This is a genomic window from Streptomyces sp. NPDC026092, from assembly GCF_040638605.1.
Lineage (GTDB): Bacteria > Actinomycetota > Actinomycetes > Streptomycetales > Streptomycetaceae > Streptomyces.
On sequence record NZ_JBEZYN010000009.1, the window covers coordinates 226,579 to 249,967 of the forward strand.

At 73.5% G+C, this 23,389-nt stretch carries 24 protein-coding genes; 6 read left to right on the plus strand and 18 right to left on the minus strand.

The window, feature by feature from the left end:
* Positions 1–70: 70 nt before the first annotated feature.
* The 5 genes from AB0F56_RS17560 to AB0F56_RS17580 are packed head-to-tail and all read right to left on the minus strand — an operon-like array spanning position 71 to position 4,163.
* Positions 71–817: an ABC transporter ATP-binding protein gene (locus AB0F56_RS17560; protein WP_362010036.1), complete on the minus strand. Its 747-nt coding sequence runs from the start codon at positions 815–817 to the stop codon at positions 71–73.
* Positions 814–1,728: an ABC transporter permease gene (locus tag AB0F56_RS17565; RefSeq protein WP_362010038.1), complete on the minus strand. Its 915-nt coding sequence runs from the start codon at positions 1,726–1,728 to the stop codon at positions 814–816. Before AB0F56_RS17565 ends, AB0F56_RS17560 begins: the two co-directional genes overlap by 4 nt.
* Positions 1,725–3,110 (minus strand): ABC transporter substrate-binding protein, encoded by a 1,386-nt coding sequence (locus AB0F56_RS17570; RefSeq protein WP_362010041.1) that lies wholly within the window; start codon positions 3,108–3,110, stop codon positions 1,725–1,727. Before AB0F56_RS17570 ends, AB0F56_RS17565 begins: the two co-directional genes overlap by 4 nt.
* Before the next feature lie 14 nt (positions 3,111–3,124).
* On the minus strand, positions 3,125–3,352 hold the full coding sequence (locus AB0F56_RS17575; protein ID WP_362010043.1) for a ferredoxin family protein: 228 nt from the start codon (positions 3,350–3,352) through the stop codon (positions 3,125–3,127).
* A 43-nt stretch (positions 3,353–3,395) separates the two neighbouring features.
* Positions 3,396–4,163 carry a GntR family transcriptional regulator gene (locus AB0F56_RS17580; protein WP_362010046.1) on the minus strand — a complete coding sequence of 256 codons (768 nt, stop codon included), beginning with the start codon at positions 4,161–4,163 and terminating at the stop codon, positions 3,396–3,398.
* A 227-nt stretch (positions 4,164–4,390) separates the two neighbouring features.
* On the opposite strand from AB0F56_RS17580, the gene AB0F56_RS17585 reads away from it, so the two are divergent.
* The gene (locus AB0F56_RS17585) at positions 4,391–5,326 is read left to right on the plus strand and encodes a TIGR03564 family F420-dependent LLM class oxidoreductase (RefSeq protein WP_362010049.1); all 936 of its coding nucleotides are present in this window, start codon (positions 4,391–4,393) and stop codon (positions 5,324–5,326) included.
* Positions 5,327–5,544: 218 nt separating this feature from the next.
* On the plus strand, positions 5,545–5,841 hold the full coding sequence (locus AB0F56_RS17590; protein WP_362010052.1) for a hypothetical protein: 297 nt from the start codon (positions 5,545–5,547) through the stop codon (positions 5,839–5,841).
* Between the two features lie 95 nt (positions 5,842–5,936).
* Here AB0F56_RS17590 and AB0F56_RS17595 read toward each other — a convergent pair whose 3' ends face one another.
* From AB0F56_RS17595 to AB0F56_RS17610, 4 genes are all read right to left on the minus strand, one after another.
* Positions 5,937–6,587, minus strand: a complete 651-nt coding sequence (locus AB0F56_RS17595) for an LUD domain-containing protein (protein ID WP_362010055.1) — start codon at positions 6,585–6,587, stop codon at positions 5,937–5,939.
* Positions 6,584–8,026: a LutB/LldF family L-lactate oxidation iron-sulfur protein gene (locus AB0F56_RS17600; RefSeq protein ID WP_362010058.1), complete on the minus strand. Its 1,443-nt coding sequence runs from the start codon at positions 8,024–8,026 to the stop codon at positions 6,584–6,586. Before AB0F56_RS17600 ends, AB0F56_RS17595 begins: the two co-directional genes overlap by 4 nt.
* Complete coding sequence (locus AB0F56_RS17605; RefSeq protein ID WP_362010060.1) at positions 8,023–8,778, minus strand: (Fe-S)-binding protein; 756 nt, start codon at positions 8,776–8,778, stop codon at positions 8,023–8,025. Before AB0F56_RS17605 ends, AB0F56_RS17600 begins: the two co-directional genes overlap by 4 nt.
* 74 nt (positions 8,779–8,852) lie before the next feature.
* Positions 8,853–9,608: a DJ-1/PfpI family protein gene (locus AB0F56_RS17610; protein ID WP_362010063.1), complete on the minus strand. Its 756-nt coding sequence runs from the start codon at positions 9,606–9,608 to the stop codon at positions 8,853–8,855.
* A gap of 169 nt (positions 9,609–9,777) precedes the next feature.
* Between AB0F56_RS17610 and AB0F56_RS17615 the strand changes: the two genes are divergently transcribed.
* Positions 9,778–10,176: a hypothetical protein gene (locus AB0F56_RS17615; protein ID WP_362010066.1), complete on the plus strand. Its 399-nt coding sequence runs from the start codon at positions 9,778–9,780 to the stop codon at positions 10,174–10,176.
* 13 nt (positions 10,177–10,189) lie between these two features.
* Here the strand turns inward: AB0F56_RS17615 and AB0F56_RS17620 are convergent, their stop codons facing one another.
* The 6 genes from AB0F56_RS17620 to AB0F56_RS17645 all read right to left on the minus strand — a co-directional run bounded on the left by AB0F56_RS17620 (position 10,190) and on the right by AB0F56_RS17645 (position 17,195).
* A complete protein-coding gene (locus AB0F56_RS17620) occupies positions 10,190–10,984 on the minus strand; it encodes an ATP-binding cassette domain-containing protein (protein WP_362010309.1) in 795 nt (264 codons plus the stop codon).
* Between the two features lie 17 nt (positions 10,985–11,001).
* Positions 11,002–11,979 carry an ABC transporter ATP-binding protein gene (locus tag AB0F56_RS17625; RefSeq protein ID WP_362010312.1) on the minus strand — a complete coding sequence of 326 codons (978 nt, stop codon included), beginning with the start codon at positions 11,977–11,979 and terminating at the stop codon, positions 11,002–11,004.
* A gap of 5 nt (positions 11,980–11,984) precedes the next feature.
* A complete protein-coding gene (locus AB0F56_RS17630) occupies positions 11,985–12,863 on the minus strand; it encodes an ABC transporter permease (protein WP_362010069.1) in 879 nt (292 codons plus the stop codon).
* Entirely contained in the window at positions 12,860–13,813 is a 954-nt protein-coding gene (locus AB0F56_RS17635; protein ID WP_362010072.1) for an ABC transporter permease, read from the minus strand. The genes AB0F56_RS17630 and AB0F56_RS17635 overlap by 4 nt, the downstream gene beginning before the upstream one ends.
* Complete coding sequence (locus AB0F56_RS17640; protein ID WP_362010314.1) at positions 13,810–15,444, minus strand: ABC transporter substrate-binding protein; 1,635 nt, start codon at positions 15,442–15,444, stop codon at positions 13,810–13,812. The genes AB0F56_RS17635 and AB0F56_RS17640 overlap by 4 nt, the downstream gene beginning before the upstream one ends.
* Before the next feature lie 116 nt (positions 15,445–15,560).
* The gene (locus AB0F56_RS17645; RefSeq protein WP_362010075.1) at positions 15,561–17,195 is read right to left on the minus strand and encodes an amidohydrolase; all 1,635 of its coding nucleotides are present in this window, start codon (positions 17,193–17,195) and stop codon (positions 15,561–15,563) included.
* 96 nt (positions 17,196–17,291) lie between these two features.
* Between AB0F56_RS17645 and AB0F56_RS17650 the strand changes: the two genes are divergently transcribed.
* Complete coding sequence (locus AB0F56_RS17650) at positions 17,292–17,990, plus strand: helix-turn-helix domain-containing protein (RefSeq protein WP_362010078.1); 699 nt, start codon at positions 17,292–17,294, stop codon at positions 17,988–17,990.
* Positions 17,991–18,128: 138 nt separating this feature from the next.
* Here the strand turns inward: AB0F56_RS17650 and AB0F56_RS17655 are convergent, their stop codons facing one another.
* Positions 18,129–18,851: a sigma-70 family RNA polymerase sigma factor gene (locus tag AB0F56_RS17655; protein WP_362010081.1), complete on the minus strand. Its 723-nt coding sequence runs from the start codon at positions 18,849–18,851 to the stop codon at positions 18,129–18,131.
* Between the two features lie 117 nt (positions 18,852–18,968).
* On the minus strand, positions 18,969–19,760 hold the full coding sequence (locus tag AB0F56_RS17660; protein WP_362010084.1) for a hypothetical protein: 792 nt from the start codon (positions 19,758–19,760) through the stop codon (positions 18,969–18,971).
* 144 nt (positions 19,761–19,904) lie between these two features.
* On the opposite strand from AB0F56_RS17660, the gene AB0F56_RS17665 reads away from it, so the two are divergent.
* Together AB0F56_RS17665 and AB0F56_RS17670 are read left to right on the plus strand one after the other, a co-directional pair.
* Positions 19,905–21,098 (plus strand): MFS transporter, encoded by a 1,194-nt coding sequence (locus tag AB0F56_RS17665; protein ID WP_362010087.1) that lies wholly within the window; start codon positions 19,905–19,907, stop codon positions 21,096–21,098.
* On the plus strand, positions 21,095–22,198 hold the full coding sequence (locus tag AB0F56_RS17670; RefSeq protein ID WP_362010090.1) for a sugar ABC transporter permease: 1,104 nt from the start codon (positions 21,095–21,097) through the stop codon (positions 22,196–22,198). Before AB0F56_RS17665 ends, AB0F56_RS17670 begins: the two co-directional genes overlap by 4 nt.
* On the opposite strand, the gene AB0F56_RS17675 is transcribed toward AB0F56_RS17670, so the two are convergent.
* Entirely contained in the window at positions 22,185–23,378 is a 1,194-nt protein-coding gene (locus AB0F56_RS17675; protein WP_362010093.1) for an acyl-CoA dehydrogenase family protein, read from the minus strand. The two genes, AB0F56_RS17670 and AB0F56_RS17675, sit on opposite strands and share 14 nt — an antisense overlap.
* Between the last annotated feature and the right edge of the window lie 11 nt (positions 23,379–23,389).

The following is a 23,389-nucleotide window of genomic DNA, read 5'->3' on the forward strand; positions in this document are numbered from 1 at the left end:
GGGTCTTCTACGTACAGATAAGGAGAGACGCTCGGATCGGAGGGAGGCTCGGATCGGAGAGGGGCTCGGATCAGAGGGAGGCGAGGACGCGGCGGCGCAGCTCGACGGTGTCGGGCGCCTGCCGGGCGTCCCTGCGGCGCGGATGCGGTACGTCGAGCACCTCGCCGGACGGGAGCAGTGCGACGCGGTCGCCCAGGTGGACGGCCTCGTCCACGTCGTGCGTGACGAAGACGACGGTGGCTCCCGTGCCGCGCAGGATCTCCACGAGGAGGTCCTGCATCCCGGCGCGGGTGTGCGCGTCGAGCGCGCCGAAGGGCTCGTCCATCAGGACCGCCCGCGGCCTGCCCGCCAGGGCGCGGGCCAGCTGGACGCGCTGCCGCTGCCCGCCGGACAGTTGGTGCGGCAGCTTGCCCGCGTGGTCGGCGAGGCCGACGCGGTCCAACCATTCGGCGGCGGACCGGCGCCGTTCGGCCCGGGGGACCCGGCGGATCGCGAGCGGCAGTTCCACGTTGGCGCGGACGGCCCGCCAGGGCAGCAGGGCGTCGTCCTGGAAGACCAACGCCCGGTCGGCGTCCGGCCCTTCGATCGGTCGGCCGTCGTGGGTCACCCGCCCGCCCAGGGGCGGGAGCAGCCCGGCGAGGGTGCGCAGCAGCGTCGACTTGCCGCACCCGGACGGGCCGACCACGGCCAGCAACTCACCCGGCGACACGCGTAGTTCGGCGGTGGCGAACACGACGGGACCGTCCGGGTGCCCGAGCCGCACGTCGTGCAGGGCGAGTTCGGCGCCAGTGGTGTCCGATGCGAGTGGACTGGTCATGACACCGGCTCCTTGTCGGCGGCGGCGGGGACAGGGGCGGGGACGGTGACGCTCGCGGTGGCGGGCGACGCCGAACCGGAGTCGCTCCGCCGGAAGTTCGATCGACCGGGGCCGCGACGGCGCCGGCGGGAGACGGGCCGCGCGGCCGGCCGGGGCAGCCAGGAGGTCACCCGGCGGCCGAGAAGCTCCACGGCGGTGGAGGTGAGCCAGCCCAGGGCCCCGATGGTGGCCATGCCGACGAAGACCCCCGGGTAGTCGACGACCGTGTAGTCCTGCCAGGTGCGGTAGCCGACCCCGTACTCACCGGAGATCATCTCCGCCGAGATCACACAGATCCACGAGACACCGACCCCCACCGAGAGCCCGCCCAAGACCCCCGGCAGGGCGCCGGGCAGCACCACCGAGAACAGCACCCGCGCCCGGCCGCCGCCCATGGTGAGCACGGCCTCTTCCCAGACGGGGGAGAGGGCGCGCACCGCGTGCCGGGTCGACACGAGGACCGGGAAGAAGGCCGCGGTGAAGGTGATGAAGACGATGCCCTGCTCGTTGCTGGGCAGCAGCAGGATGGCGACCGGGACCAGGGCGATGGCCGGGATCGGCCGCGCGACCTCGAGGACCGGGCCCAGCAGATCGGCGGCCCAGCGGGAGCGGGCGATCAGCGTCCCGACCGCCACGCCGAGCACCGAGGCCAGCAGGAAGCCGACCACGATCCGGCGCAGGCTGTGGCCCAGATCCTGCCAGTACGCCTCCGTGCCCACCCGGTCGGCGAACGCGGCGGCCACCTCGCCGACCGTGGGGAACTGCTCGAACCGCAGCCAGAGGTTGACGTCCAGGGTGGTCAGGAGCTGCCACAGGACGAGCGCGGCGACGAGCGAGCCGGCCCGAAGGAGCCGGCGGCCGACCGCGCTCATGACGCGGCCAGCCGGAGGGCCGTCGGGTGGTCGACGACCCGGGACCCGGCATGCGCGTCGACGTACGCCCGCGCTCCCGCCGGGGTCACGAAAGCCCGCAGCTCGGCGCCTTCGGCGACCCAGACCGCCTTGTCGGCGAACCAGGACGTGCCGGTCACCGCGTCCGGCACGTACGCGGCCCGGACGGCGGAGCCCGCGTCACCGACCGCCTTCAGGAGCGCCTTCGGGCTGTCGAACGTACGGGTCTCGCTCTTCCCCTTCAGCCACAGCTCGGGCCGGGCGGCGGCCGCCTTCGGGTACGCAGCGTTCTTCGACGCCGCCCGCGCCAGCGGGGCCCGGTCGACGAAGGCGTCCACGTCGACGTCGCCCACCAGCTTGGCCTCCTTCAGGAGCGGCACGTCCTGCTTCAGCGCGTCGACCAGCTCCGGGCGCAGCTCCGGGTCGAAGGTGGCGATGCCCTGGGCGCCGTTGTAGAGGTAGACCACCTCGGCCGGCAGACCGGTCTCCTGGGCCACCGACTCGGCGGCGGCGACCGGGCGTGTGCGCAGGTGGTCGGTGGCCCGCCGCTGAGCGGTGAGGAAGTCGTCGAGCACCCCCGCACGCTCCTTCGCGAACTTCTCCCGGACGGTGACCCCGTGGAAGGTCGGCAGGTTCAGCTCCGCCCCGTCGTACAACGCCGTGGCGCGCCCCTCGAAGGCCAACAGGCCCGGCCAGGCGACGAACTGGGACAGCGCGTCGACGCTCCCGGCGGTCAGCGCGGACGCGCCGACGCTGGGCTGCTGGTTCAGCTTCCTGATGTCCTTCGCCGGGTCGACCCCCGCACGCTGGAGGGCTCGTACCAGCGTCCCGTCGGCGGCCGAGCCGACGCTCGTGGACACCTTCTTGCCGCGCAGGTCGGCCAGCGACCGGACGGTCGAACCGGGCTTGGTCACCACGGTGTTGAGACCGCCGCGCAGGTTGTAGCCGGTGACCGAGACCAGCCGGGTCGGCTGCCGCAGCTGCTTGCCGCGCGCCGCGTTGATGAGCAGCGGGAAGTCGCCCATCGAGCCGATGTCGATCTTGCCCGCGGTCATCTGGGCGGTGATCGGCGCACCGGTCGCGTAGTCCTGCCAGACGACCTTGTAGCTGACGCCGTCCTTCTTGCCGCGCGCGGCGAGCTCCTCCTCGAAGTAGCCGAGCGAGCGCAGCAGGGTGCCGGCGGTGACGGTGTTGATGGTCTTCGACTGGTAGCCGACGGTCACCGTGACGGTGCGCCCGTCGCCGGCCGGGCCGTCGGCGTCCGCCGCGCCGCCGCAGGCGGTGGCCGGCGGCAGCAGCAGCGCGAGGGAGACGGAGAGGGAGCGAGAGAAGGAACGGAGCGGGGTGAGGCGGGTGCCGGGCATGGGAGTCGGGCCTTTCACCGGAGCAGGTAGGGCATGTTGACGGTGACCGCGCCCGTGGGGCAGCGGGCGGCGCACGGGCCGCAGTACCAGCACTCGTCCACGTGCATGTACGCCTTGCCGTTGTCCTCGCGGATCGCGAGCGAGTCGAGCGGACACATGTCGACGCAGAGGGTGCAGCCGTCGATGCACAGGGACTCGTCGATGGTCACGGGCACGTCGGCGCGTTGCGGCAGCAGAGGCATGGCTGTCTCCAGGAAGGAAGGGCGGGGGTGCTTCGGGCAGGGGTCAGAGGGAGCGGTGCAGCAGGCCGCTCATGGTGATGCGGTCGCCCCGGAACCGGATGAACTCCAGATCCACGGGCCGCCCGTCGGGCAGACAGGTCAGCCGCTCCAGCATCAGTACGGCCGCCCCGCGCGGGGCCTGGAGCACGGCGGCGGAGTGCGCGTCGGCGTTGACGGCTTCGAGGGTGATCTCGGCGTGCCCCAGCGGGCGGCCGGTCAGCGTCTCCAGGAGCCGGAACACGTCCGTGTTCTCCAGGTCGCAGCCGAGGAGTTCGCCGCCGATGTCCATGGGGAGGTACGACAGGTCCAGGGAGAGCGGCAGCCCGTTGAGGCGGCGCAGCCGCTCGATGCAGAGCACGTCCGTGTGCTCGGGCAGGCGCAGCCGGTGGGCCACGGGACCGGACGCGGCGACCGGCCCCATCGTCCGTACCTCGTTGGTGACCGTGCCGTGCTCGTGCAAGGTCTCCGCCAGGCCCTGGAGCCGGTTCAGGCCGTGCGGGTACTTCTCGCAGACGACGACCGTGCCGACCCCGGGCTGCCGCTCGACGAGCTGCTCGCCGCGCAGCAGGTCCAGGGCCTGCCGGACGGTGTTCCGGCTGGCCCGGTAGTCGGCGGCGATGACGTCCTCCAGGGGGAGGACGCCGCCGGGGAAGCCGCCGGTCAGGATCTGGTGGCGCAGCAGGTCGGCGAGTTGCCGGGCCCGGTCCGCGCGGAGCCGCCGACGCCGCGCGGCGGCGACCGGGAGGGAGGCGGGGGTGGGTTCGGCTGGCATGTCCGGGAACGTACCGGGGCCGGCGCGAGCGTGGTGTTGCGGCGGTATTGCGCCACCTGACGCCCCGAAGGCACGGCTGTGACCTGCGGTTTCCTCGGCGACCTCACAAGATCCGCCACCCACGGGCCCACCAGCTGGACACACGCCGCCCACGATGCGACACCGCAGGCCCCTGCGCGCGCTCCCGTGGAGGAATGCCTCCCGCGCCGCTGGCTGTTGCCCGGAACATGACCACAGGAGTGACGCTCAGCTCGACCGCCCACCAGCTCGACATCGACAGCACCGTCCGGCTCGCGCGGGAGGCCCATGACGCGGGCCTGCGCTCGGCCTGGTTCGGGCAGACCTTCTCGTACGACTCTCCCCTGCTCGCCGCGATCGTCGGGCGCGAGGTGCCCGGGTTACAGGTGGGGACCTCCGCGATCCCGGTCTTCGGCCGCCACCCGCTGCTCGTCTCCAGCCAGGCGCAGACCGCCCAGGCCGCGACCGGCGGCCGCTACCACCTCGGGCTCGCCCTCGGCACCCGGCATCTGACCGAGGACGGCTTCGGCATCCCGTACGCGCGTCCCATCGCGCTGCTCCGGGAGTTCCTGACCGCCCTGCGCCCGCTCCTGGAGACCGGTACCGCCGACTTCCACGGCGAGCTGCTGACCGCCACGACCCCGCTCCCGGCGGCCGTACCCGGAGCCGCCCCGCCCGTGCCGCTCCTGGTCGCCGCGATGGGCCCGCAGGCCCTGCGGGTCACCGGGGAACTCGCCGACGGCGCCCTGCCGTTCCTGGCCGGGCCGCGCGCCCTGGCGGAGCACATCGTCCCCGCCCTCACCGCCGCCGCCGAGGCGGCCGGGCGGCCGGCACCGCGTGTCGTGGCGCTCGTCCCCGGCGTGGTCACGGCTCGCGCCCACACCGACGCCGTACGGGAGAAGGCGGCCGAGACGCTGGCGCTGTACGAGAAGATCCCCTCCTACCAGCGGGTCATCGGCCTGTCCGGCGCCGAGCGGGCCGCCGAGGTGGCGGCGATCGGGGACGAGGAGACCGTCGCGGCGGAGGTTCGGCGCTACCGGGAGGCGGGGGCGACGGAGGTGGTGTTCACGGCGACCGACCTGGGCGGCGAGGACGACCGCCGCCGCACCTGGAAGCTGCTCGGAGAGCTGGCGTCCGGCACCTGACGGGCGGGCCGCAGACGGCCGGCGGGACCGGCGGTGGGCCGGGGCGGGGGCGACGGCGGGACCGGCGGTGGGCCGGCGCGGCGGTGGCCGGCGGGGCCAGGCGCAGGAAGGGGGCCTGACCTGGGTTTTCCCGGGTCAAATGCCGGGAACCAGCCCTTTTGCCCTTGGCTCCGTCGTCGGACTGCCGGGGCACACCCGAGGTTCCGTCTGGAGGTCGCATGCTTCTCACCCACCACATCGACGTCGGCACGCTCCGCGTCACACTGCATCAGGGCCTCGACGTCACGAATCGCGCCGCGGCCGCTCTCCTCATCCAGGCCCTGGTCGACGCCCACCGGCCGGCGGCCGTCGTCCTCGACCTGCCCGGCGGCCCGGCCTCCGCCGCGACCATGAGCGCGGTCGCCCGCGCGAAGAGGATGTGCGACAGCCTCTCCATCCCGTTCACCCTGGTCCACCGGCCTGCCGAACGGGCGCCGCTGTCCCGTGAGCCGCTGGCGGCGGCAGCGGGAGAGTGAGGGGGGTCCCGCCGGGCGGGGTGCCCGGCGGGACGGTACTCAGGCACTCAGGTACTCAGGTACTCAGGTACCCAGCTACTCAGCTATGCGGACAATCATCCGCCGACCAGGACGACGTCGAGCCGTCGCGGCCCATGGACTCCCTCGACCCGGTCGAGTTCGATGTCGCTGGTCGCCGAGGGCCCCGAGATCCAGGTCAGGGGGCGCGCCGGGTCGAGCCGTTCGAGGGCCTGCGGGACCGAGCCGACGACCTGCTCCGGGACGCGCACCAGACACACGTGGTGGTCGGGGACGAGGGTGAGCCGACGGCCGCCCTGGTCCGGGCCGGCGTCGAGGACCACGGTGCCGGTCTCGGCGACGGCCACCGCGCAGCCGGTCACGACACTGTCCACGGCGTCGAGTTCGTACGGGGTGAGGTCGGCCCGGTCCGCGACGACGGTGGCGTCCGTACGGTCGAGCAGCGCACGGGGCAGCCCCGCCGGTACGAGGACCCGGCGCGCGCCGCGCTCGGCGAGGAGGCGGCCGATCAGCTCCGCGAGCTCCTCCGGCCGGCAGCGGTGGACGACGGCCCGGTACTCCGCCAGGTTCTCGGCGAGAAGGTCGACGGTCCGGTCCAGGTCCCGGTCGCCGTGCTCCCGCAGATAGGAACGCGGTACGGCCGCTGCGTACGCGGTGTCCGGGTCGGCCGGGGGTACGTCGGTCAGGGCCTGGCGGATCCGGCCCAGGACAAGGTCCCTGCTGCTCACGCGGAGCCCTCCTTTCGTTCGTGCTCGCGCTTCCACCAGGCGCGGAAGGACTCCGCCGGGACTTCGGGCAGGTCGCGGCTGTCCGTCCACGCGCGCCCCGGACCGGGCAGCCGCGAGGGGTGGAGACGGCGGGTGAGGGCGGCCAGGCGCTGCCCGGCCTCGTACGCGCGCGGATGGTCGAAGGCCCAGGCCGCCGCCCCCATCGCCGCGCCCTCCAGACGGTGGCCGCCCTGCTCGACGACCTTCTCACGGAGGTGGACGAGGACCTCGGGGATGTCGATGGCGACCGGGCACACGTCGTAACAGGCCCCGCAGAGGGAGGAGGCGTACGGCAGTGAGGCGTCGATCTCGCTTGCCGTGCCCCGGAGTTGGGGCGTGAGGATCGCGCCGATGGGGCCGGGGTAGACGGAGCCGTAGGCGTGGCCGCCGGCCCGTTCGTACACCGGGCAGACGTTGAGGCAGGCCGAGCAGCGGATGCAGCGCAGCGCCTGCCGGCCGACCTCGTCGGCGAGGGCGTCGGTGCGGCCGTTGTCGAGCAGGACGAGGTGGAAGGTGGACGGCCCGTCGCCGTCCGTCGTCCCCGTCCACATGGAGGTGTACGGGTTCATCCGCTCCGCGGTCGAGGAGCGGGGCAGGGTCTGGAAGAAGACCTCCAGGTCCCGCCAGGTCGGTACGACCTTCTCGATACCGACGACGGAGATCAGCGTCTCGGGCAGGGTCAGGCACATCCGGCCGTTGCCCTCGGACTCGACCACCACCAGCGTGCCGGTCTCGGCGACCATGAAGTTGGCGCCGGAGATGCCGACCTTGGCGCGCAGGAACTTCTCCCGGAGGTGGAGTCGGGCGGCCTCCGCGAGGTCTGCGGGCCGGTCGGTGAGGTCCTCGGGCGCCGGACGGCCCCAATTCCCCATCTCCGCGCGGAAGATGTCCCGGATCTCGCCCCGATTGCGGTGGATGGCGGGGACGAGGATGTGCGAGGGCCGGTCCTTGCCCAACTGCACGATCAGCTCGGCGAGATCGGTCTCGTAGGCGGCGATGCCCTCCGCCTCCAAGGCTTCGTTGAGCCCGATCTCCTGCGTGGCCATCGACTTGACCTTGACGACCTCGGTCTCCCCGGTTGCTTTCACCAGGTCGGTGACGATCCGATTGGCCTCGTCGGCGTCGGCGGCCCAGTGCACGACTCCGCCGGCTGCCGTGACGGCCTCCTCCAACCGCACCAGGTAGTGGTCGAGATGGCGAAGGGTGTGCTCCTTGATCTGCTTGCCGGCCTCGCGCAGCTCGGCCCAGTCGTCCAGCTCGGCGACCGCCTTGGCGCGCTTGTCGCGGATGGTGTGGGTGGCGTGCCGGAGGTTCGCGCGCAGGGTGGGGTTCCGTACGGCCTCGTGCGCGGCCTCGGGGAAGGCCGGCATGCCGAGGAAGGTATCGCTCGCACTGCTCATACCATGGGCTCCTCTTCCGTGCTCGCCAGGATCTCGGCGATGTGGACGGGCCGGACGCCGACCGCGAGCCGGCTCATCGTGCCGCCCAGGTGCGTCAGACACGAGTTGTCGGCGGCGCAGAGCACGTCCGCACCGGTCGAGACGGCGCTGCGGACCTTGTCGGCGCCCATCGCGGCGGACACGTCGGGGTTCTTCACCGCGAAGGTGCCGCCGAAGCCGCAGCACTCCTCCGCGCCCGGCAGCTCCACGAGCTCAAGCCCCTTGACCGCCGCCAGCAGCCGCTGGGGCCGGTCGGCGAGGCCGAGACCGCGCAGGCCGTGGCAGGTGGGGTGGTAGGTGACCTTGTGCGGGTAATAGGCGCCGACATCCGTCAACCCGAGGACGTCGACGAGGAATTCGGTCAGCTCGTACGTCTTCGGCACCACCGGCGCGACGGCCGTGGCGAGCCCGCCGCCACGCCCCTCCGCCCGGGCCCGCTCGCCCATGCGCGGGTACAGCTCGCGCACCATGGCCCCGCACGAACCGGAGGGCGTGACGATCGCGTCGTACCCGCCGAAGACCTCGGCGAAGCGGAGCGCGAGCGGCTCCGCGAGGCGGCGGTAGCCGGTGTTGTACTGCGGCTGCCCGCAGCAGGTCTGACCCGGCGGGAAGTCGACGTCGACGCCCAGACGGGTCAGCAGCCGTACGACCGCGCGGCCGGTGCCGGGATAGAGCGTGTCGTTGACACAGGTCAGGAAGAGAGCGACACGCATCGGGCTCCTAGGGTCAGGTCAGGTCACGTCCGTCGATCCCTTGATCCTCTCCCCGGAACGTACCCCTTCGGAACTCATGAGCCTGCCGTACGCAGCACCGTTCCCCGACGCTCGAACTCCATCAGCGCCTCGACGCGGGTGGCGACCTCGGAGCCGAGCTCCCGCTCCAGGAGCCACAGCGAACCGTCGATGCCGGAGCTGACGCCGCCCGCGCAGACGAGGTTGCCGTCGTCGACCACGCGGACGGTACGGACGTCGGCGCCCTGGTCCTTGAGGTACTGCTGTGCCCCGTGGTGGGTCGTGCAGGGCCTGTCGCGGATGAGCCCGGCGGCGTGCAGGACGACGACCCCGGTGCACACGCCGAGCACGGTCAGGGACGGCCGCTCGGCGCGGGCAAGGGCGCGGGGGAGGACGCCCTTGGCGATCTCGGTCCAGATGCCTGGCGCGTCGCGCTTACGGAAGCCGCCGCCGGGGACGACGAGGACGTCGGCGGCGCTCGGGTCCCAGCCGCCGGGGACGGCGATCTCGGTGCCGAAGCTCGCCGTGACCCGGCCGTGCCGCTTCCCGCTGGTGACCAGCAGGGGGTGTACGGGATACCCCATGGCCCTGGCCGCCCCGAACACCTCCAGCGGGCCGAAGATGTCGAGCTCCTCCGCGCCGTCGAACGCGACGATGTGCACCCGTAAGGGCCGCTCGGCGCTCCACGCGGGCGACCCGCTCGCGGTCACGGTGGCCGCCGACGCGGTCCCGCCGCCCGCACCCCACCCGGCGACGACGGCCCCCGCCCCCGCCATCGACCCGAGTGCCTTCCGGCGATCGATCCCCACCATGCGCCTGCCTCCACCCGTCACGAGCCTCGCCACTGAACACCAGCGGCATCATGGGTAGTTGGTCGCGGCCGGGGACACAGGAGTTCCGCGCGTGCATCTCACGCTGCCCGCTGCGAGGTTCGTCCCGCCGGACGTTCACGCACTCCGGCGTCCTTCATATGATCTCGGCATGACAGACACGGGGTGGCGCGTCGTTCTCGGCGTGGTGGGGTCCTGCGCGTTCTTCTGGGGAGTCGCCGGGGGCGTCGACCTGGGGCTCGAGCGAAACCGCAGGGGCTGGTCCTTCCCCGACGGCGGCGAGTGGTACGCCGTCGCCCTATTCGCGGGGTTCATCGTCGCGTACTTCTGCATCGCCGACCTCACCGATCGTCTCGCGCCCTGGAAGGCGGCGCTGATCCCGATCGCGGGCGCCGTCTTCGGTGCCGTGTCGGGCCTGCTGATGGGGCAGCAGGCCCGCCACTGGGTCGGCGCCTTCGCGATGGTGCTGGTCGGGTCCGTACCGCTGCTGATCGTTCGCGCCCGGGATCGTGCGGCGCGGTCCCGGGCGGTCCGGAACGGGTCGACCTGATGCGGCACGAGGACTAGTCCGGCTGACCCCGGCCCGCAGACGCCAGGGTCGTCGGACTCCACCCTCGGTGGGGGACCGAGGCGAGGAGGAGGCGGGTGTAGGGGTGGGTCGGGGACTCCAAGAGGTCGTTGGTCGGGGCGTGTTCCACGACCTTGCCGGCCTTCAGGACCATCACCTCGTCCGTGATGTGGCGGACCACCGCCAGGTCGTGGGTCACGAAGAGGAACGCGATGCCCGTCTCGCGGCGGATCCTCGTCAGGAGTTCCAGGACCTGCGCCTGGATCGAGACGTCCAGGGCCGCCACCGCCTCGTCCAGGACGAGGACCCGTGGCTCGGCGGCCAGTGCGCGGGCGATCGCCACGCGTTGGCGCTGGCCGCCGGAGAGGCGGCCGGGGAGGGCGGACGCCTCCCGTTCGCCGAGGCCCACCTGGTCGAGGAGTTCGGCCACCCGGGCCTCCCTGGACCGGGCGTCCATGGGGTGGTGGAGGCGGAGCACCTCCTCCACGCACCGCGCCACCGGGACCCGGGGGTCGAGGGACAGGTACGGGTCCTGGAAGACCATCTGGATCTCGCGGGCCCGCGCGAGGCGTTCGGCCCGGCCGCGGGCCGGGGCCGAGCGGTCCCGGCCGCCGACGCGGACCGTCCCGCCGTCGGGGCGCTCCAGGCCGACCAGCATCCGCACGGTCGTCGTCTTGCCGCTGCCGGACTCGCCGACGATGCCGAGCGAGGCACCCGGCGCGAGGGTGAACGACACGTCGTCCACGGCCAGATGGTCCCCGTACCGTTTGTGCAGGCCTTCGACGACCAGTTCCTCCGACGTACCACTCACAGTTCGATTCCTTCGTCGGCGCGGTGGCAGGCCGTCAGGCCGTCGCCCTGGGCGATCAGTGCGGGGGGCTCCTCCGCGCACCTCGGCAGCGCGTGCGCGCAGCGCGCCGCGAAGGCGCAGCCCGGGGGTGCCTCGGCCAGGGAGACCGGGCGGCCCGGGATGGGGCGAGGGGTCGGGGCCCCGGCCTCGATGCGCGGGGTGCAGGCCAGCAGGCCCGCCGTGTACGGGTGGCGCGGCCGGTCGAACAGCGCGTCCGTGGCCGCCGTCTCGACGATCCGGCCCGCGTACATCACGTACACGCGGTCGCAGATCGCCGACGCCAGCTCCAGGTCGTGCGTGACGAAGAGCAGACCCATGCCCCGCTCCGCCTGGAGGCGGGTGAGGATGGAGATGATCTCGGCCTGCGTGGTGACGTCGAGCGCCGTCGTCGGCTCGTCCGCGACCAGCAGCTCCGGCTCGCCGGCGAGCGCCGCCGCGATCACCACCCGCTGGAGCATGCCGCCCGAGAACTGGTGCGGATAGCGGCGCAGCGCGCCACGCGGGTCGCGGATGCCGACGGCGTCGAGGAGCTCCTCGGCCCGGGCCCGCGCCACCGCGGCCGGGGCTCCCGCGCCCCGCAGCCCCTCCGTGAGGAAGTCGCCGACGCGGCGCAGCGGGTTCACCGAGGCCCGGGGGTCCTGGTAGATCATCGCCACCTGCCGGGCCCGCAGCCGGTTCAGGTCCGCCCGGTCCATCGTCAGGACGTCCCGGCCCCCGACCCGCACCTCACCGCTCGTCCGTGTCCCGGCCGGCAACAGGCCGAGCACACTGCGGCACGCGACCGACTTGCCCGAGCCGGACTCGCCGACCAGGCCGACGGTCTCGCCGGCCGCGACCCGCAGAGTCACCCCGTCGAGGAGCGGCCGGGCCGCCTGCGCGCCCGGCAGCCGGACCTCGAGCCCGTCGATCTGCAGGACTGGAGACTGCTTGTCCATCGTGCTCACCGCTCCCGCTTCGCGATCCGGTCGGCGATCCCCTCGCCGACGATGCCGAACGCCACCACGGCCAGGACGACGCAGACCGACGGCGCCATCGCGGGGAGCATCGCGCCCTGCTGGAGCGCCCCCTGGCCCTCGTTGATCATGGCGCCCCAGTCCGCCGTGGGCGGCTGTACGCCGAAGCCGAGGTACGACAGCGCGGCCAGGTCCATCAGGGCGTACCCGAAGTTCATCGCGGACTGCGCGAAGACCGTCGGGGCGATGTTGGGCAGCAGATGGCGCAGACAGATCGTCCAGCCCGACCAGCCCTGCACCCGGTACGACTCGATGTACGCACGGGCCTTCTCCTGACGGGCGATCCCGCGCACGAGCCGGCCGACGTACGGCGTGTACGCCACCGCCATGGCGATCACCGGGGCGGTCATGCCCGAGCCGAGGACGGCCACGAGCAGGATCGCGAGCAGCAGTCCCGGCAGCGCGAAGACCAGGTCCATCGACCGGGAGAGCACCGCGTCGGCCCAGCCGCCGCGCCAGGCGGCGACGAGACCGAGGAGCGTGCCGAGCGCCGTCGAGACGCCGACCACGAGCAGCGGTCCGAGGAGCCCGGTCCGGGCGCCGTGCAACAGCCGCGACAGGATGTCCCGGCCCGACTGGTCGGTGCCGAGGAGATGGTCGCCGCTCGTGCCGACCAGGCTCGCCGACAGGTCGAGCGCCTCCGGGTCGTACGGCGCGAGGACGGGCGCGAGGACGGCGACCAGGACGAGCGCGACCAGGACGACGACGGCGGCCGTGAAGAGCGGGCCCTGACCCAGGACGCGCAGCCCGCGCATGCCGGGGCGGCGGCGCAGCGCGCTCGACGGCGGCGAGAGGGTGGTGGTCATCCGGAGGCCTCCCCGTGGAGTGAAAGGCGGGGGTCGACCAGCGGAACGAGCAGGTCGACGAGGAGATTGACGAGGACGAAGCCCGTGACACCGAGCAGAGTGATCGCCTGGACCACGGCGAAGTCCTTCGCGGTCACGGACTGCACGAGCAGCGAACCGACCCCGGACACGTTGAACGCGGTCTCCACGATGGACGTGCTGATCAGCAGCGAGGCGAGCATCGTGCCGCCGACGGTGACGATCGGACCGAGCGCGTTGCGCAGCACGTGCCGGCGGACAACGGTGCGGCCCGCGACACCCCGGGCGCGCGCCACCTCGACATGCTCGCGCCCCATCTCGTCGAGCATCGCCGACCGGGTCACCCGGGCGAGCAGCCCGGCGAAGGTGATCGCGAGCGCGAAGGCCGGCAGCGTCAGGTGGTACACCCGGTCGCCGAAGCCCTCCGGTGTACCGCCGGGCCCCGGGAACCAGCCCAGTTGGACGGAGAAGAGCGAGACGAGGCCGATGGCGCTGACGAACGAGGGGGTCGCCGTCGCCACACCGGTGCCGAGCAGCACCGCCCGGTCCACCGCCCCCGGCCGCAGGGCCGCGAGCACGCCGGCGGACACCCCGAGGAGGGCGACGAGCAGCGCCGCGTACCCGATCAGCACGCCCGTGCCGGACAGCCGCGAGCCGATCAGCGCGCCCACGTCCTGGTGGAACTGCGCGGAGCGGCCGAAGTCGCCCTGGAGGACCCCGCCCAGCCACTTCGCGTACTGGACCGGGACCGGGTCGTCCAGGTGGTACTGGGCGCGCAGCGACGCGACCGCCTCGGGCGTCGCGGGACGTCCGTGCAGCAGGAACGACACCGGGTCGCCGGGAGCGAGGTGCACGGCGCCGAAGACCACGACCGAGGTCACGAACAGCACCGCCACAAGGCCGAGCAGCCGGCCCGCGAGATAACGCGTCATGACTGGGCCGCCCCGATCGTCGCCGCCCACGGGTAGTACAGCTGGGCGATCCCGGTCGGCGCGCCGGTCACCCGGCTGCCGAGGAAGACCGAGTACGGCGCCTCGTAGAGCGGGATGACCGGGAGTTCCCGTACGGCGATCTTCATCAGCTCGGCCGTCAGATCCGCCCGGCGGGCCGGGTCGGGCTCCGCGTTCGCCCTGTCGAAGGCGGCGTCGTACTCGGCGTTCGACCAGTTGCCGTAGTTCCCGAAGTCGCCCGTGCGCAGGTACTGGTAGAACTCCAGCGGGTCCGGCGTGTTGTCGTACCCGTTGGTGACGACCAGGTCCAGGCCCGCCCGGGCGGTGGGGTCGACGAAGATGCTGCTGTACGCCTCCGGAGCGACGGACTTCAGCCGTACGTCGAGGCCGATCTCCTTGCCCGCCGCCTGGACGGCGTTGGCGACGACGCTGATCTCCGGCGCGAGCGTGCTCGTCGCGAGCGTGACCGTCCGCCCGGTGGCACCCGCCTCCTCGATCAGTTTCTTCGCGGCCGCCACGTCGTACACCGGCTCCGGGAGCGCCGCGAAGTACGCCTCTGTCTTGTCCGGTACCAGCGCCCACGCGCCGCGCGCGGTGGGGGCCTTCGCGGGGATGCCGACACCACCGGCCGCCGCCTTGACGATGTTCTTCCGGTCGAGGGCCATGGAGAGCGCCCGGCGGACCTTCAGATCACCCAGCGGGCCCTTGAGGTCGAGGACGGAGAGGTCGGCGGCCGCCGTGTTGGGGCCGAAGTACAGCTTCCCCTTGGTCGTCCCCCGCAACTGCGCGATCGAGGAGGACGGCACCATGTAGCCGCCGTCGGAGGTACCGGACAGGAAGGCGCTCGTGCGGGCCGCCGGGTCCTCGATGAAGGTGAAGGTCACCGTGTCGTTCTTCGGGACCAGGGACGCGTCCCAGTACTTCGGGTACTTCTTGAGCGTCACGCTCTCGCCCTGCGCCCAGCCGTCGAGCGCGTACGGGCCGGTGCAGTTCACCTTGCCCTTCGGACCGCCGTACTCCTTGCCGGCCTTCTTCAGGAACGCGGCGCTCTCGACCGTGCCCGGGGAGGCGGCGAGCAGCTCGTTGAGGAGGACGTCGGGCCTGTTCAGCTTGATCGTCACCTCAAGCGGCCCGGAGGCGGTGATGGAGGCGACGTTCTTGAACGCGGAGCCCCAGGGGGAGCCGGTGGCCGGATCCATGTGGCGCGTGAGGGAGGCGACCACGTCGTCGGCGGTCATCGTCGTGCCGTCGTGGAACGTCACACCCGGGCGCAGCGTGTACACCCAGGTCTTCGGGTCCGGGTTGGCGTACTTCACGGCGAGACCGGGCTCGATCTTCAACTCGGGTGTGACCCTGAGCAGTTGCTCGCAGACGTTGGCGAGGACGGTGTTGGGCGGGTAGTCGTAGGCGAGGGCGTAGTCGAGCGTGTACGGCTCGGCGTAGAGCGACCAGGTGAGGGAGGTGAGCGCTCCCTTCGCCGGCGGGGAGGTCGGGGTGACCGTGTAGGCGGCGGAGCCCGACCCGGACGTGGTGGCGCCGGAACAGCCGGCGGTGGCGGCCGCGAGGGCGACGGCGGTGGCGGTACGGACGAGCAGTGCGGTGGCTCTGGACATGCGCAAGGAGACCCACCCCTTTACGGGTGTAGTGACGGGCGCTGGGGGATCGAGCGAGGAGCGGTACTGCGGGGGTGCGGGGGGTGGGGGTGTGGAGTGGAGGGTGTGGAGAGGCGTCAGGCGGTGTACACGCGCGTGCCGCCGACGTAGGTGCTGTCCACCTTCGCCTCGGCGATCTCCTCCGGCGGCGCGGTGAAGATGTCGCGGTCGAGCACCACGAGGTCGGCGAGCATGCCCGGGAGGAGCGTGCCGGTCTCGTCGTGGCCGTTCACATGGGCCGAACCGGCGGTGTACGCGGCGACGGCGGTGGTCAGGTCGAGGCGCTGCTCCGGCAGGAAGACGCGCTCGTCGGTCGTGCCGGGCTCCTTGCGGTTCACCGCGACGTGCAGTCCCGCGAGGGGGTCGGGGCTGGAGACGGGCCAGTCGCTGCCGGCCGCCAGGGTGGCCCCGGCGCGCAGCAGGGAGCCGAACGGGTACTGCCAGGAGGCCCGTTCGGGTCCGAGGAAGGGGATCGTCAGCTCGTCCATCTGCGGTTCGTGCGCGGCCCACAGCGGCTGGATGTTGGCGACGGCGCCGAGGTGGGCAAAGCGCTCCATGTCGTCCGGGTGCACCACCTGGAGATGCGCCAGATGGTGCCGATTCCCGCGCCGGCCGTTGGCCTCGACCGCGGCCTCGACCGCGTCCAGGGCCTCGCGCACCGCCCGGTCGCCGAGCGCGTGGAAGTGCACCTGGAAGTCGAGGGCGTCCAGTCGGGTCACGTACGAGCGCAGGGCGAGCGGATCGATGAAGCTCAGGCCCGCGTTGGCGGTCGCGCAGCCGCAGCCGTCGAGGTAGGGCGTCGTCATGGCGGCCGTGAAGTTCTCGGCGACGCCGTCCTGCATGATCTTCACGGAGTCGGCCCGGAACCGCCCGTACGACAATGTGCGGCGCCGTTCGACGAGTTCGTCGATCTGCTCGGCGCCCCGCTCGCGGTCCCACCACAGCGCTCCGTTGACGCGGGCGGTGAGCGTCCCGGCGCGGGCGGCGGCGAGATAGGCGTCGGAGGGGTCGGGGTTGCCGCCGTACACCCCGAGCATCGCGTCCTGCCAGCCGGTGATGCCGAGCGAGTGCAGCAGCTCCTGCGCACGCAGCAGACCGGCCAGCCGGGCGGCGGGGGTGCTCGGCGGGACGAGCCGTGAGACCAGGCCGGTGGCGCCCTCCTGCAGGGTGCCGCTCGGGGTGCCGTCCGGCTCGCGCTCGATCCGGCCGTCGACCGGATCGGCCGACTCCCGGGTGAGACCGGCGAGTTCGAGGGCGCGGGTGTTGGCCCAGGCGCCGTGGTGGTCGCGGTTGACGAGGTAGACCGGGCGGTCGGCGACCACCGCGTCGAGGAGCTGCCGGGTCGGCAGACCGCCCTCGAAGCTCTCCATCGACCAGCCGCCACCGGTGATCCACGGGCGGTCCGGGTGGGCGTCGGCGAACTCCCGGATCCGGGCCAGGTACTCCTCGACGCCGACCGTGCCGGTCAGGTCGCATTCGGCGAGCTCGGTCCCGCCGAAGACGGCGTGGATGTGCGCGTCCTGGAAGCCGGGCAGCAGCACCTTGCCCCGCAGGTCCACGACCTCCGTGGCCGGGCCGATGAGGGCGTGGACGTCGTCGTGGCCGACGGCGGTGATGCGCTCCCCGGTGACGGCGAGCGCGCTCGCCCGGGTGCGGGCGGGATCGCCGGTGTGGACGGGGCCATGGGTGAAGACCAGATCGGCCTTGGACATGGGGGCTCCAGAACGAGAGTGCGGAGGGGTCTGGTGAACGGATATGGAACTGGTCGGTGCGTTTACATGTCAATGGTGTTGTCGTAAGGTCCGCCCATGGCCGAGCGAGTGGTTCCCGAAGGGCAGCGGCGGCGCCGCAGGCCCACCAAGCAAGGCGCCGTCCTCTCGGAACGGCTGATCATCGACACGGCGCTGCGGCTCGTCACGCAGCACGGCGCGGACGCGCTCTCCGTACGGCGGCTCGGCACCGCCCTCGGCGCCGACCCCAGCTCCCTCTACCGGTACTTCCGCAACACCGACGACCTGCTGCTCCGGCTTGCCGACGAGTTCATTGGGCTCGCCCAGGACAGGTGGACGCCCACCGGGGACTGGCGGGTGGATCTCCGCGACATGGGGCTGCGGATCCACGGGGTGTACGTGGAGAACCCGCAGGTCGCGCTGCTCGCGGCGCACCGGACGACCGGGCGCGCCCACGAGACGGCGGCGGTGGAGAAGATCCTCGGGATCCTGCGCGGGGCGGGCTTCCCCGATCCGACCGCGGTCCGGCTCTACCACGCCTTCGTCGACCAGGCGCTGGCCTTCGCGGCCCTGGACGCGGCGGCGAACGCCCTGCCGAGGCCGGCCCGCGAGGCCGACGAGGAGGTGTGGCACTCCTCGTACGGGAAGCTCCCGGCGGACACCCACCCGAACGTCGCGGCGACGTTCCCGCTCCTCGCGGCCGACATGCGCGAGAGCGGGTATCCGTTCGCCCTGGACCTGATGCTGGAGGCGGCGGAGGCGCGGCTGCGGGGGTAGGGGCCCGCCCAGGAGCCAGGAGCCAGGAGCCAGGAGCCAGGAGCCAGGAGCCCCGGCGCTCGGGTGACGGCCGAGGCCGCGAGCGGCTGGGGTGGCGGCTCGCGGCCTCGGCGGGTGTGCGCGGGTGGCTTCGGTGGCTCAGGCCACCAGGGGCGCCCTGTCGCTCGTACGGGTACGGGCGGGGGTACGGGGACGGGAGGGCGCGGTCGATGTCGAGACCGCGGTCGCGGGCGACTCCGCCGACGACGGCGCGAGCGCGGGCGGCGTCGTGGTGGGTTCCTCGGTCAGGAGGGCGATCAGCGCGCCGCGGGCCCGGGCGACCCGGGAGCGGACCGTGCCGACCGGGCAGCCGATCGCGGCGGCCGCGTCGGCGTACGGAAGCCCGAGCAGCTGGGTGAGGACGAACGCCTCGCGGCGCTCGGCCGGTATCCCCGCCAGGAGCTCGGCGAGCGCGATGCCGTCCTCGAAGCCGGGAAGACCGCGCGGCTGGGCCAGTTCGGCCGCCGTCTGCCAGTCGTCCCGGCCCGAGAGCCGCGGGCGGGCGGCGGCGTGCCGGACGCTGTCGATCACCGTGCGGCGGGCGATCGCGAGGAGCCAGGTCCGCGCGGACGAACGGCCCTCGAAGCGGCCGAGCGCGCCCAGGGCCCGCAGGAACGTGTCCTGGGTCAGGTCGTCGGCCGCCTGGGTGTCGGCGCTGAGGAAGGCGACGTACCGCCAGACGTCGCGCTGGGTGGCGCGCACGAAGCGGTCCACGGCCTGCGGGTCGCCGTTGCGTGCGGCGAGCGCGAGGAGGGTCACCGCCTCGTCGGCGGTACAGGTGGCGTGCCGCGACACGCGCGGCTGGTTCGGGGCAGGGGTCATCGCCTCGGGTCCTTCGTGAGGAATGGGGTCCCGGCGGCGCGCGTGTGGGGCGCGGCCGGTGTGTCGTACGGCCGGGCGCGGGCGCGCTCGACCGGTGGTTCCGGTTGCCGCCGGCCGTCAGAGGGCGGCGGCAACCGGGGGTGGACCCCGGGAGGTGAGGACGTGGGCGAGGAGGAGCTGCCGGAGCCGTCGGGCCCGCTCGTGGCGGCGGGCGCGGATCCGGGGGCGGTGGGGCGGTGCGGGAAGGTGCAGGACCAGGCGGAGCGGCGCCAGGACGAGGGCGGCGAGGGCGCGCAGGACACGGAACGCGGCGCGCTCGCCGTGCGCGAGCCAGAGGCCGCACAGCAGCGCGGCGAAGAGGTGGGCGGCGAGCATGCCGCTCGCCGACATGTCGGCCATGTCGTGGCCGGACATGGGTGTGAGGTCCATGGTGCTGAGGTCCATGGGGCCGCCACCCATGGCGGACTGGCCTGTCGAGGCGTAGCCCATGGGGTCGCGGCCCATGGTGGTGTGACCCATGGTCGCGTGGGCCATGTGGTCGTGGCCCAGGACCGTGTGCGAAGTGTGGGCTGTGTGCGTCGAGGCAGTGGTCGCGGTGGCCGGGCCCGAGGCGCCGCCGGTCAGGTACGAGAGCCAGGAGCCCGGCGCCCAAGTGGCGCCCTGGGCCAGGGAGAAGCAGGTGTGCAGGGCCGCCTGCGCGGCGACCGTCGCCGCGGTGACCCCGACGGGACCGCGTTCCCGGTCGGCGAGCCACCACGCCGCCCCGCCCGTCACGGCGAACGCCGCCGCCAGCGCCCACCAGGGCACGGAGGTGTCCGACATGAGGACGTGGCCGGTGGCTGTGAGCAACACACAGGCGGCCGCGAACACCGCGGCCCGTATCCCTCGACACCACTGGTCCGGAATCATGGCGGGGGCCATCCTCGCATTCCCCCCGTCCGTAGGCACCGGTAGGTACGGAACCTTCCCGATGCCGTACTCAGCAAAGGAGTTGTGGCACAGGTCACAGCCGGGTCGGGGAACTGAGCCGCCTCCCGATCCGACCCTTGCCTCATGACCATGGAGGGGGACGCGCGGGCGGAGCGCCGGCTCACGGCACTGCTGACCTGCGCGATGGCGTTCTCGATGCTGCAGTTGTTCCTGCTGGGCGCGCTCGGACCGCGCCTGGTCGACGAACTCGGCATCTCGCCCACGGTGTTGGGGCTCACGACGACCATCGGGTTCGGCACGGCCGCCGTCCTGTCGCCTTCGGGCGGGCGGGTCGTGGACCGGATCGGCCCCAGGCGCTCCCTCGTCCTGCTCCTCCTCGTCTCCTCGGCCGCGCTCGCGCTGATCGGCGCGGCGCCGGGGGCGGGGCTGCTGCTCGGCGCGGTCGCGCTGGGCGGGCTGCCGCAGGCGCTGGCGAACCCCGCGACCAACAAGGCCGTCCTGGCCGCAGTTCCGCCCGAGCGCAGGGGCGCCGTGACCGGGACGAAGCAGTCCGGCGTCCAACTCGGAGCGTTCGCGGCGGGGTTGCCGCTGGCCGCCCTCGCGGGCGGGATCGGGTGGCGGGGCGCCGTGTGGATCGCCGCCGGTACGGCGCTGCTCACCGGCCTGTGGGCGTGGCGGGCGCTCCCGGCGGACCCTCCCGCGCCCCCGGCGCCGGGCGGGCGCCCGTCGCTCGTGCCGCGCGGGCTGATCGCCTGGCTCGCGGTCTTCTCGTTCTTCCTGGGCTGCGGGATCGCCTCCGTCAACACCTACCTCGCCCTCTTCGGCACACGGGAGTTGGGCCTCGGGCCGACCGCCGCCGGCGCGCTGGTGGCGGTCCTCGGCGTGGCAGGGATCGTCGGCCGCGTCGGCTGGTCGCGGGCGGCCCGCCCCGGCCGCGCCGAGTGGCTCCCGGGCCTCCTGGCCGCCGGCGCTGTCGGCGCCGCGCTCCTGCTCGTGGCCGCGGGGGCCGTGGAACCGGCCGCCTGGATGGGCGCGGCTGCCGTCGGTGTCTTCGCGGTCGCGGGCAACGCGGTCTCCATGGTCCTCGTCCTCCAACGCGCCGCCCCCGGCCGCGCGGGCCAGGACTCCGCCCTCGTCGCGGCCGGCTTCTTCGCCGGCTTCGCCGTGGGCCCGCCGCTGTTCGGCCTCCTCGCGGAATCGGGCCGCTACGGCACCGGCTGGCTCCTGGTGGCCGCCGAGTTCGCCACGGCGAGCGCCGTGGCCCTGGTCTGGGCGAACAGGGACCGCGCCCCGAGCCCGGTCCTCAAGGCGTCATGAGGGCGACGGGGGAGGCGCCCGGCGCGGATGAGGTGCGAGGGCTCGACGTCCCGGGCATGCACGCGCGCGAGCCGGAGCACTGGGCCTCCGAGGCGCTCGGGGCGGTGCTCGACCGGGTGGCGCTGAGCCATGTCGAAGTCGGGGCGCGTTTCCCGCTGTTCGCCGACCCCGGAACCGGTCGCTGGACCACGACCGGGCGCGGTTCCTGGACCGGCGGGTTCTGGGCCGGGCTGCTCTGGCTGAGGGCGCGGCACACCGGCGACGAGCGGGACCGAGCGGCCGCGACGGAGTGCACGGCCCGGCTCGCGCCCTGGGCGGAGGCCGACACCGCGACGCGCGGGCTCATCCTCTGGTACGGGACCGCGCTCGCCGACCGCGACCCGGGCGCCGACGCCCTCAAGGCGCGCGCGGCACGCGCCTGCCTGCGGGACTTCGACCCCGAACTCCGCCTGGTCCCCTGGGGCGCCGCGCTCGGCGGACCCCGCCTCCTCGCCCGGGCGGACGGCGTCCCCGGCCTGGTCCCGCTGCTGGCCACCGAGAACGCCACCGCAGCCGACGCGCATCTCCGCACCCACCTCGACCTCTGCGTCCACGGCCCAGGCGGGCCACGCCCCGCCTGGCAGTGGGACACCGCCAGCTGGCAGCAGTGCGAGGACCCGCCCCCCGACTGGGCCCGAGGCCGCGCCTGGCTCCTCCTCGCCGTGGCCGACGCCTTGCTGGCAGCGGAGTCCCCAGCAGCCACCCAACTGGTCCACGAGGCACTGGAGTTGTTGCTGCCGCACCCCGACGAGCCGCTCGTGCCTCCCGCACACGCCGGCCTTGGCGACGGGCCCCTCGACACCTCCGCCGCCGCGATCACCGCCGTAGCCCTCGCGAAGCTCGCCCTCCTGCGGGACAGCCGCTCCGCGTGGTACGCGGAGCGCGCCCGTGACGTGCTCCACCGACTGGTCTCCGCGCACCTCGTTGACGGCAGGCTCCTCGACGGCTGCTACGACGCCGGGAGCGGCACCGCCGTACGGCATCAACTCGTCTGGGGCGACTTCTTCCTGGCCCTCGGACTCGCCGCGCTCACCGGTCTCGTCGACCTCACGGCCGTATAGCCGCGCCACCGCCCGCCGCACCACCCGCCGTACCACCCGCGTCGCGGTCCCGCAGGACGCGGCGGGCGACCGACGTGATGTGGAGCTCGTCCGGGCCGTCGAGAATCCGCGCCGCGCGGCCGGTGCGGAAGAGCGCCGGCAGCGCGGTGTCCGGTCCGAGCCCCGCCGCGCCGTGCACCTGGATCGCCGCGTCCGCGACCTTCTGCAGCATCCGAGCGGCCGCCACCTTGGCCAGGCCCACCTCGGTCCGCGCGTCCCGCCCCGCCACCAGCAGCGACACCGCCTCGTGCACGAGGGGGCGGGTCGTGCGCAGCGCGAGCAGGGCCTCGAAGACGTGCCGCTGGACCAGTTGGTGACCGGCCAGCGGCCCCCGCGAACCGACCCGGGACACCGCCCGGTCACACATCAGGTCGAACGCACGCTGCGCCTGGCCCAGCCAGCGCAGACACCGCAACGTCCGCCCCCACAACAGCCGTTCACCGGCGACGGTCAGGCCCTGCCCCCGCCCGCCGACGAGATGGTCGCCCGGAACCACGACCCCGTCCAACTCGATCTCCCACTGACCGCCCACCCCGAACACCGGCAGTTCACGCACGACCCGGAACCCGGGCGAGCCCGTCGGCACCAGGAGCAGCGACAGACCCTCCCGGTCGCCGTCCGCTCCGTCCGTACGGGCCAGGACCGTCACCAGGTCGGCGTCCCCCGCACCCGACGTGAACCACTTCCGCCCCGTGACGCGCCAACTCCCGTCCGGCCTCCGCTCGGCGCGCGTCGCGGTCAGGAACGGGTCCGTACCGGGCACGTCCGGCTCCGTCATGGCGTAACAGGTCCGTGCCTCCCCGGCCACGAGCTGCTTCAGATACCGGTCCCGTACCCCCGCACTGCCGTGCCGCGCCAGCATCCGTACGTCGAGCAGCGGGGCCGACCCCAGCGCCGCGGGCCCGTGGTCGCTCGCCCCCTCCACCTCGGCGTACGCCGCGTATTCCGCCAACCCAAGGCCACCACCGCCCAGTTCGGCGGGCAGCGGCAGCGCCCAGAGCCCCTGCGCCACCGCCTCCTCCCGCAGCTCGCGGAGAGCGGCCGAGGCCGCCGGGCCGCCGGCGTCGAGCACGCCCTCGCGCGGGACGACCCGCGTCCGTACGAACGCGGCCACCCGCTCCTGTACGGCCGTATCAGCCACGTCACTCCTCC

What these genes read in the sequence shown, in the direction of transcription:
- AB0F56_RS17640 (WP_362010314.1), bottom strand. Translation starts at nt 15,444, where the DNA reads ATGTCCAGAGCCACCGCACTGCTCGTCCGTACCGCCACCGCCGTCGCC.
- AB0F56_RS17650 (WP_362010078.1), top strand. Translation starts at nt 17,292, where the DNA reads ATGGCCGAGCGAGTGGTTCCCGAAGGGCAGCGGCGGCGCCGCAGGCCC.
- AB0F56_RS17575 (WP_362010043.1), bottom strand. Translation starts at nt 3,352, where the DNA reads ATGCCTCTGCTGCCGCAACGCGCCGACGTGCCCGTGACCATCGACGAG.
- AB0F56_RS17670 (WP_362010090.1), top strand. Translation starts at nt 21,095, where the DNA reads ATGAGGGCGACGGGGGAGGCGCCCGGCGCGGATGAGGTGCGAGGGCTC.
- AB0F56_RS17590 (WP_362010052.1), top strand. Translation starts at nt 5,545, where the DNA reads ATGCTTCTCACCCACCACATCGACGTCGGCACGCTCCGCGTCACACTG.
- AB0F56_RS17660 (WP_362010084.1), bottom strand. Translation starts at nt 19,760, where the DNA reads ATGATTCCGGACCAGTGGTGTCGAGGGATACGGGCCGCGGTGTTCGCG.
- AB0F56_RS17585 (WP_362010049.1), top strand. Translation starts at nt 4,391, where the DNA reads ATGACCACAGGAGTGACGCTCAGCTCGACCGCCCACCAGCTCGACATC.
- AB0F56_RS17635 (WP_362010072.1), bottom strand. Translation starts at nt 13,813, where the DNA reads ATGACGCGTTATCTCGCGGGCCGGCTGCTCGGCCTTGTGGCGGTGCTG.
- AB0F56_RS17600 (WP_362010058.1), bottom strand. Translation starts at nt 8,026, where the DNA reads ATGAGCAGTGCGAGCGATACCTTCCTCGGCATGCCGGCCTTCCCCGAG.
- AB0F56_RS17645 (WP_362010075.1), bottom strand. Translation starts at nt 17,195, where the DNA reads ATGTCCAAGGCCGATCTGGTCTTCACCCATGGCCCCGTCCACACCGGC.
- AB0F56_RS17615 (WP_362010066.1), top strand. Translation starts at nt 9,778, where the DNA reads ATGACAGACACGGGGTGGCGCGTCGTTCTCGGCGTGGTGGGGTCCTGC.
- AB0F56_RS17570 (WP_362010041.1), bottom strand. Translation starts at nt 3,110, where the DNA reads ATGCCCGGCACCCGCCTCACCCCGCTCCGTTCCTTCTCTCGCTCCCTC.
- AB0F56_RS17560 (WP_362010036.1), bottom strand. Translation starts at nt 817, where the DNA reads ATGACCAGTCCACTCGCATCGGACACCACTGGCGCCGAACTCGCCCTG.
- AB0F56_RS17625 (WP_362010312.1), bottom strand. Translation starts at nt 11,979, where the DNA reads ATGGACAAGCAGTCTCCAGTCCTGCAGATCGACGGGCTCGAGGTCCGG.
- AB0F56_RS17565 (WP_362010038.1), bottom strand. Translation starts at nt 1,728, where the DNA reads ATGAGCGCGGTCGGCCGCCGGCTCCTTCGGGCCGGCTCGCTCGTCGCC.
- AB0F56_RS17655 (WP_362010081.1), bottom strand. Translation starts at nt 18,851, where the DNA reads ATGACCCCTGCCCCGAACCAGCCGCGCGTGTCGCGGCACGCCACCTGT.
- AB0F56_RS17580 (WP_362010046.1), bottom strand. Translation starts at nt 4,163, where the DNA reads ATGCCAGCCGAACCCACCCCCGCCTCCCTCCCGGTCGCCGCCGCGCGG.
- AB0F56_RS17605 (WP_362010060.1), bottom strand. Translation starts at nt 8,778, where the DNA reads ATGCGTGTCGCTCTCTTCCTGACCTGTGTCAACGACACGCTCTATCCC.
- AB0F56_RS17665 (WP_362010087.1), top strand. Translation starts at nt 19,905, where the DNA reads ATGACCATGGAGGGGGACGCGCGGGCGGAGCGCCGGCTCACGGCACTG.
- AB0F56_RS17610 (WP_362010063.1), bottom strand. Translation starts at nt 9,608, where the DNA reads ATGGTGGGGATCGATCGCCGGAAGGCACTCGGGTCGATGGCGGGGGCG.
- AB0F56_RS17630 (WP_362010069.1), bottom strand. Translation starts at nt 12,863, where the DNA reads ATGACCACCACCCTCTCGCCGCCGTCGAGCGCGCTGCGCCGCCGCCCC.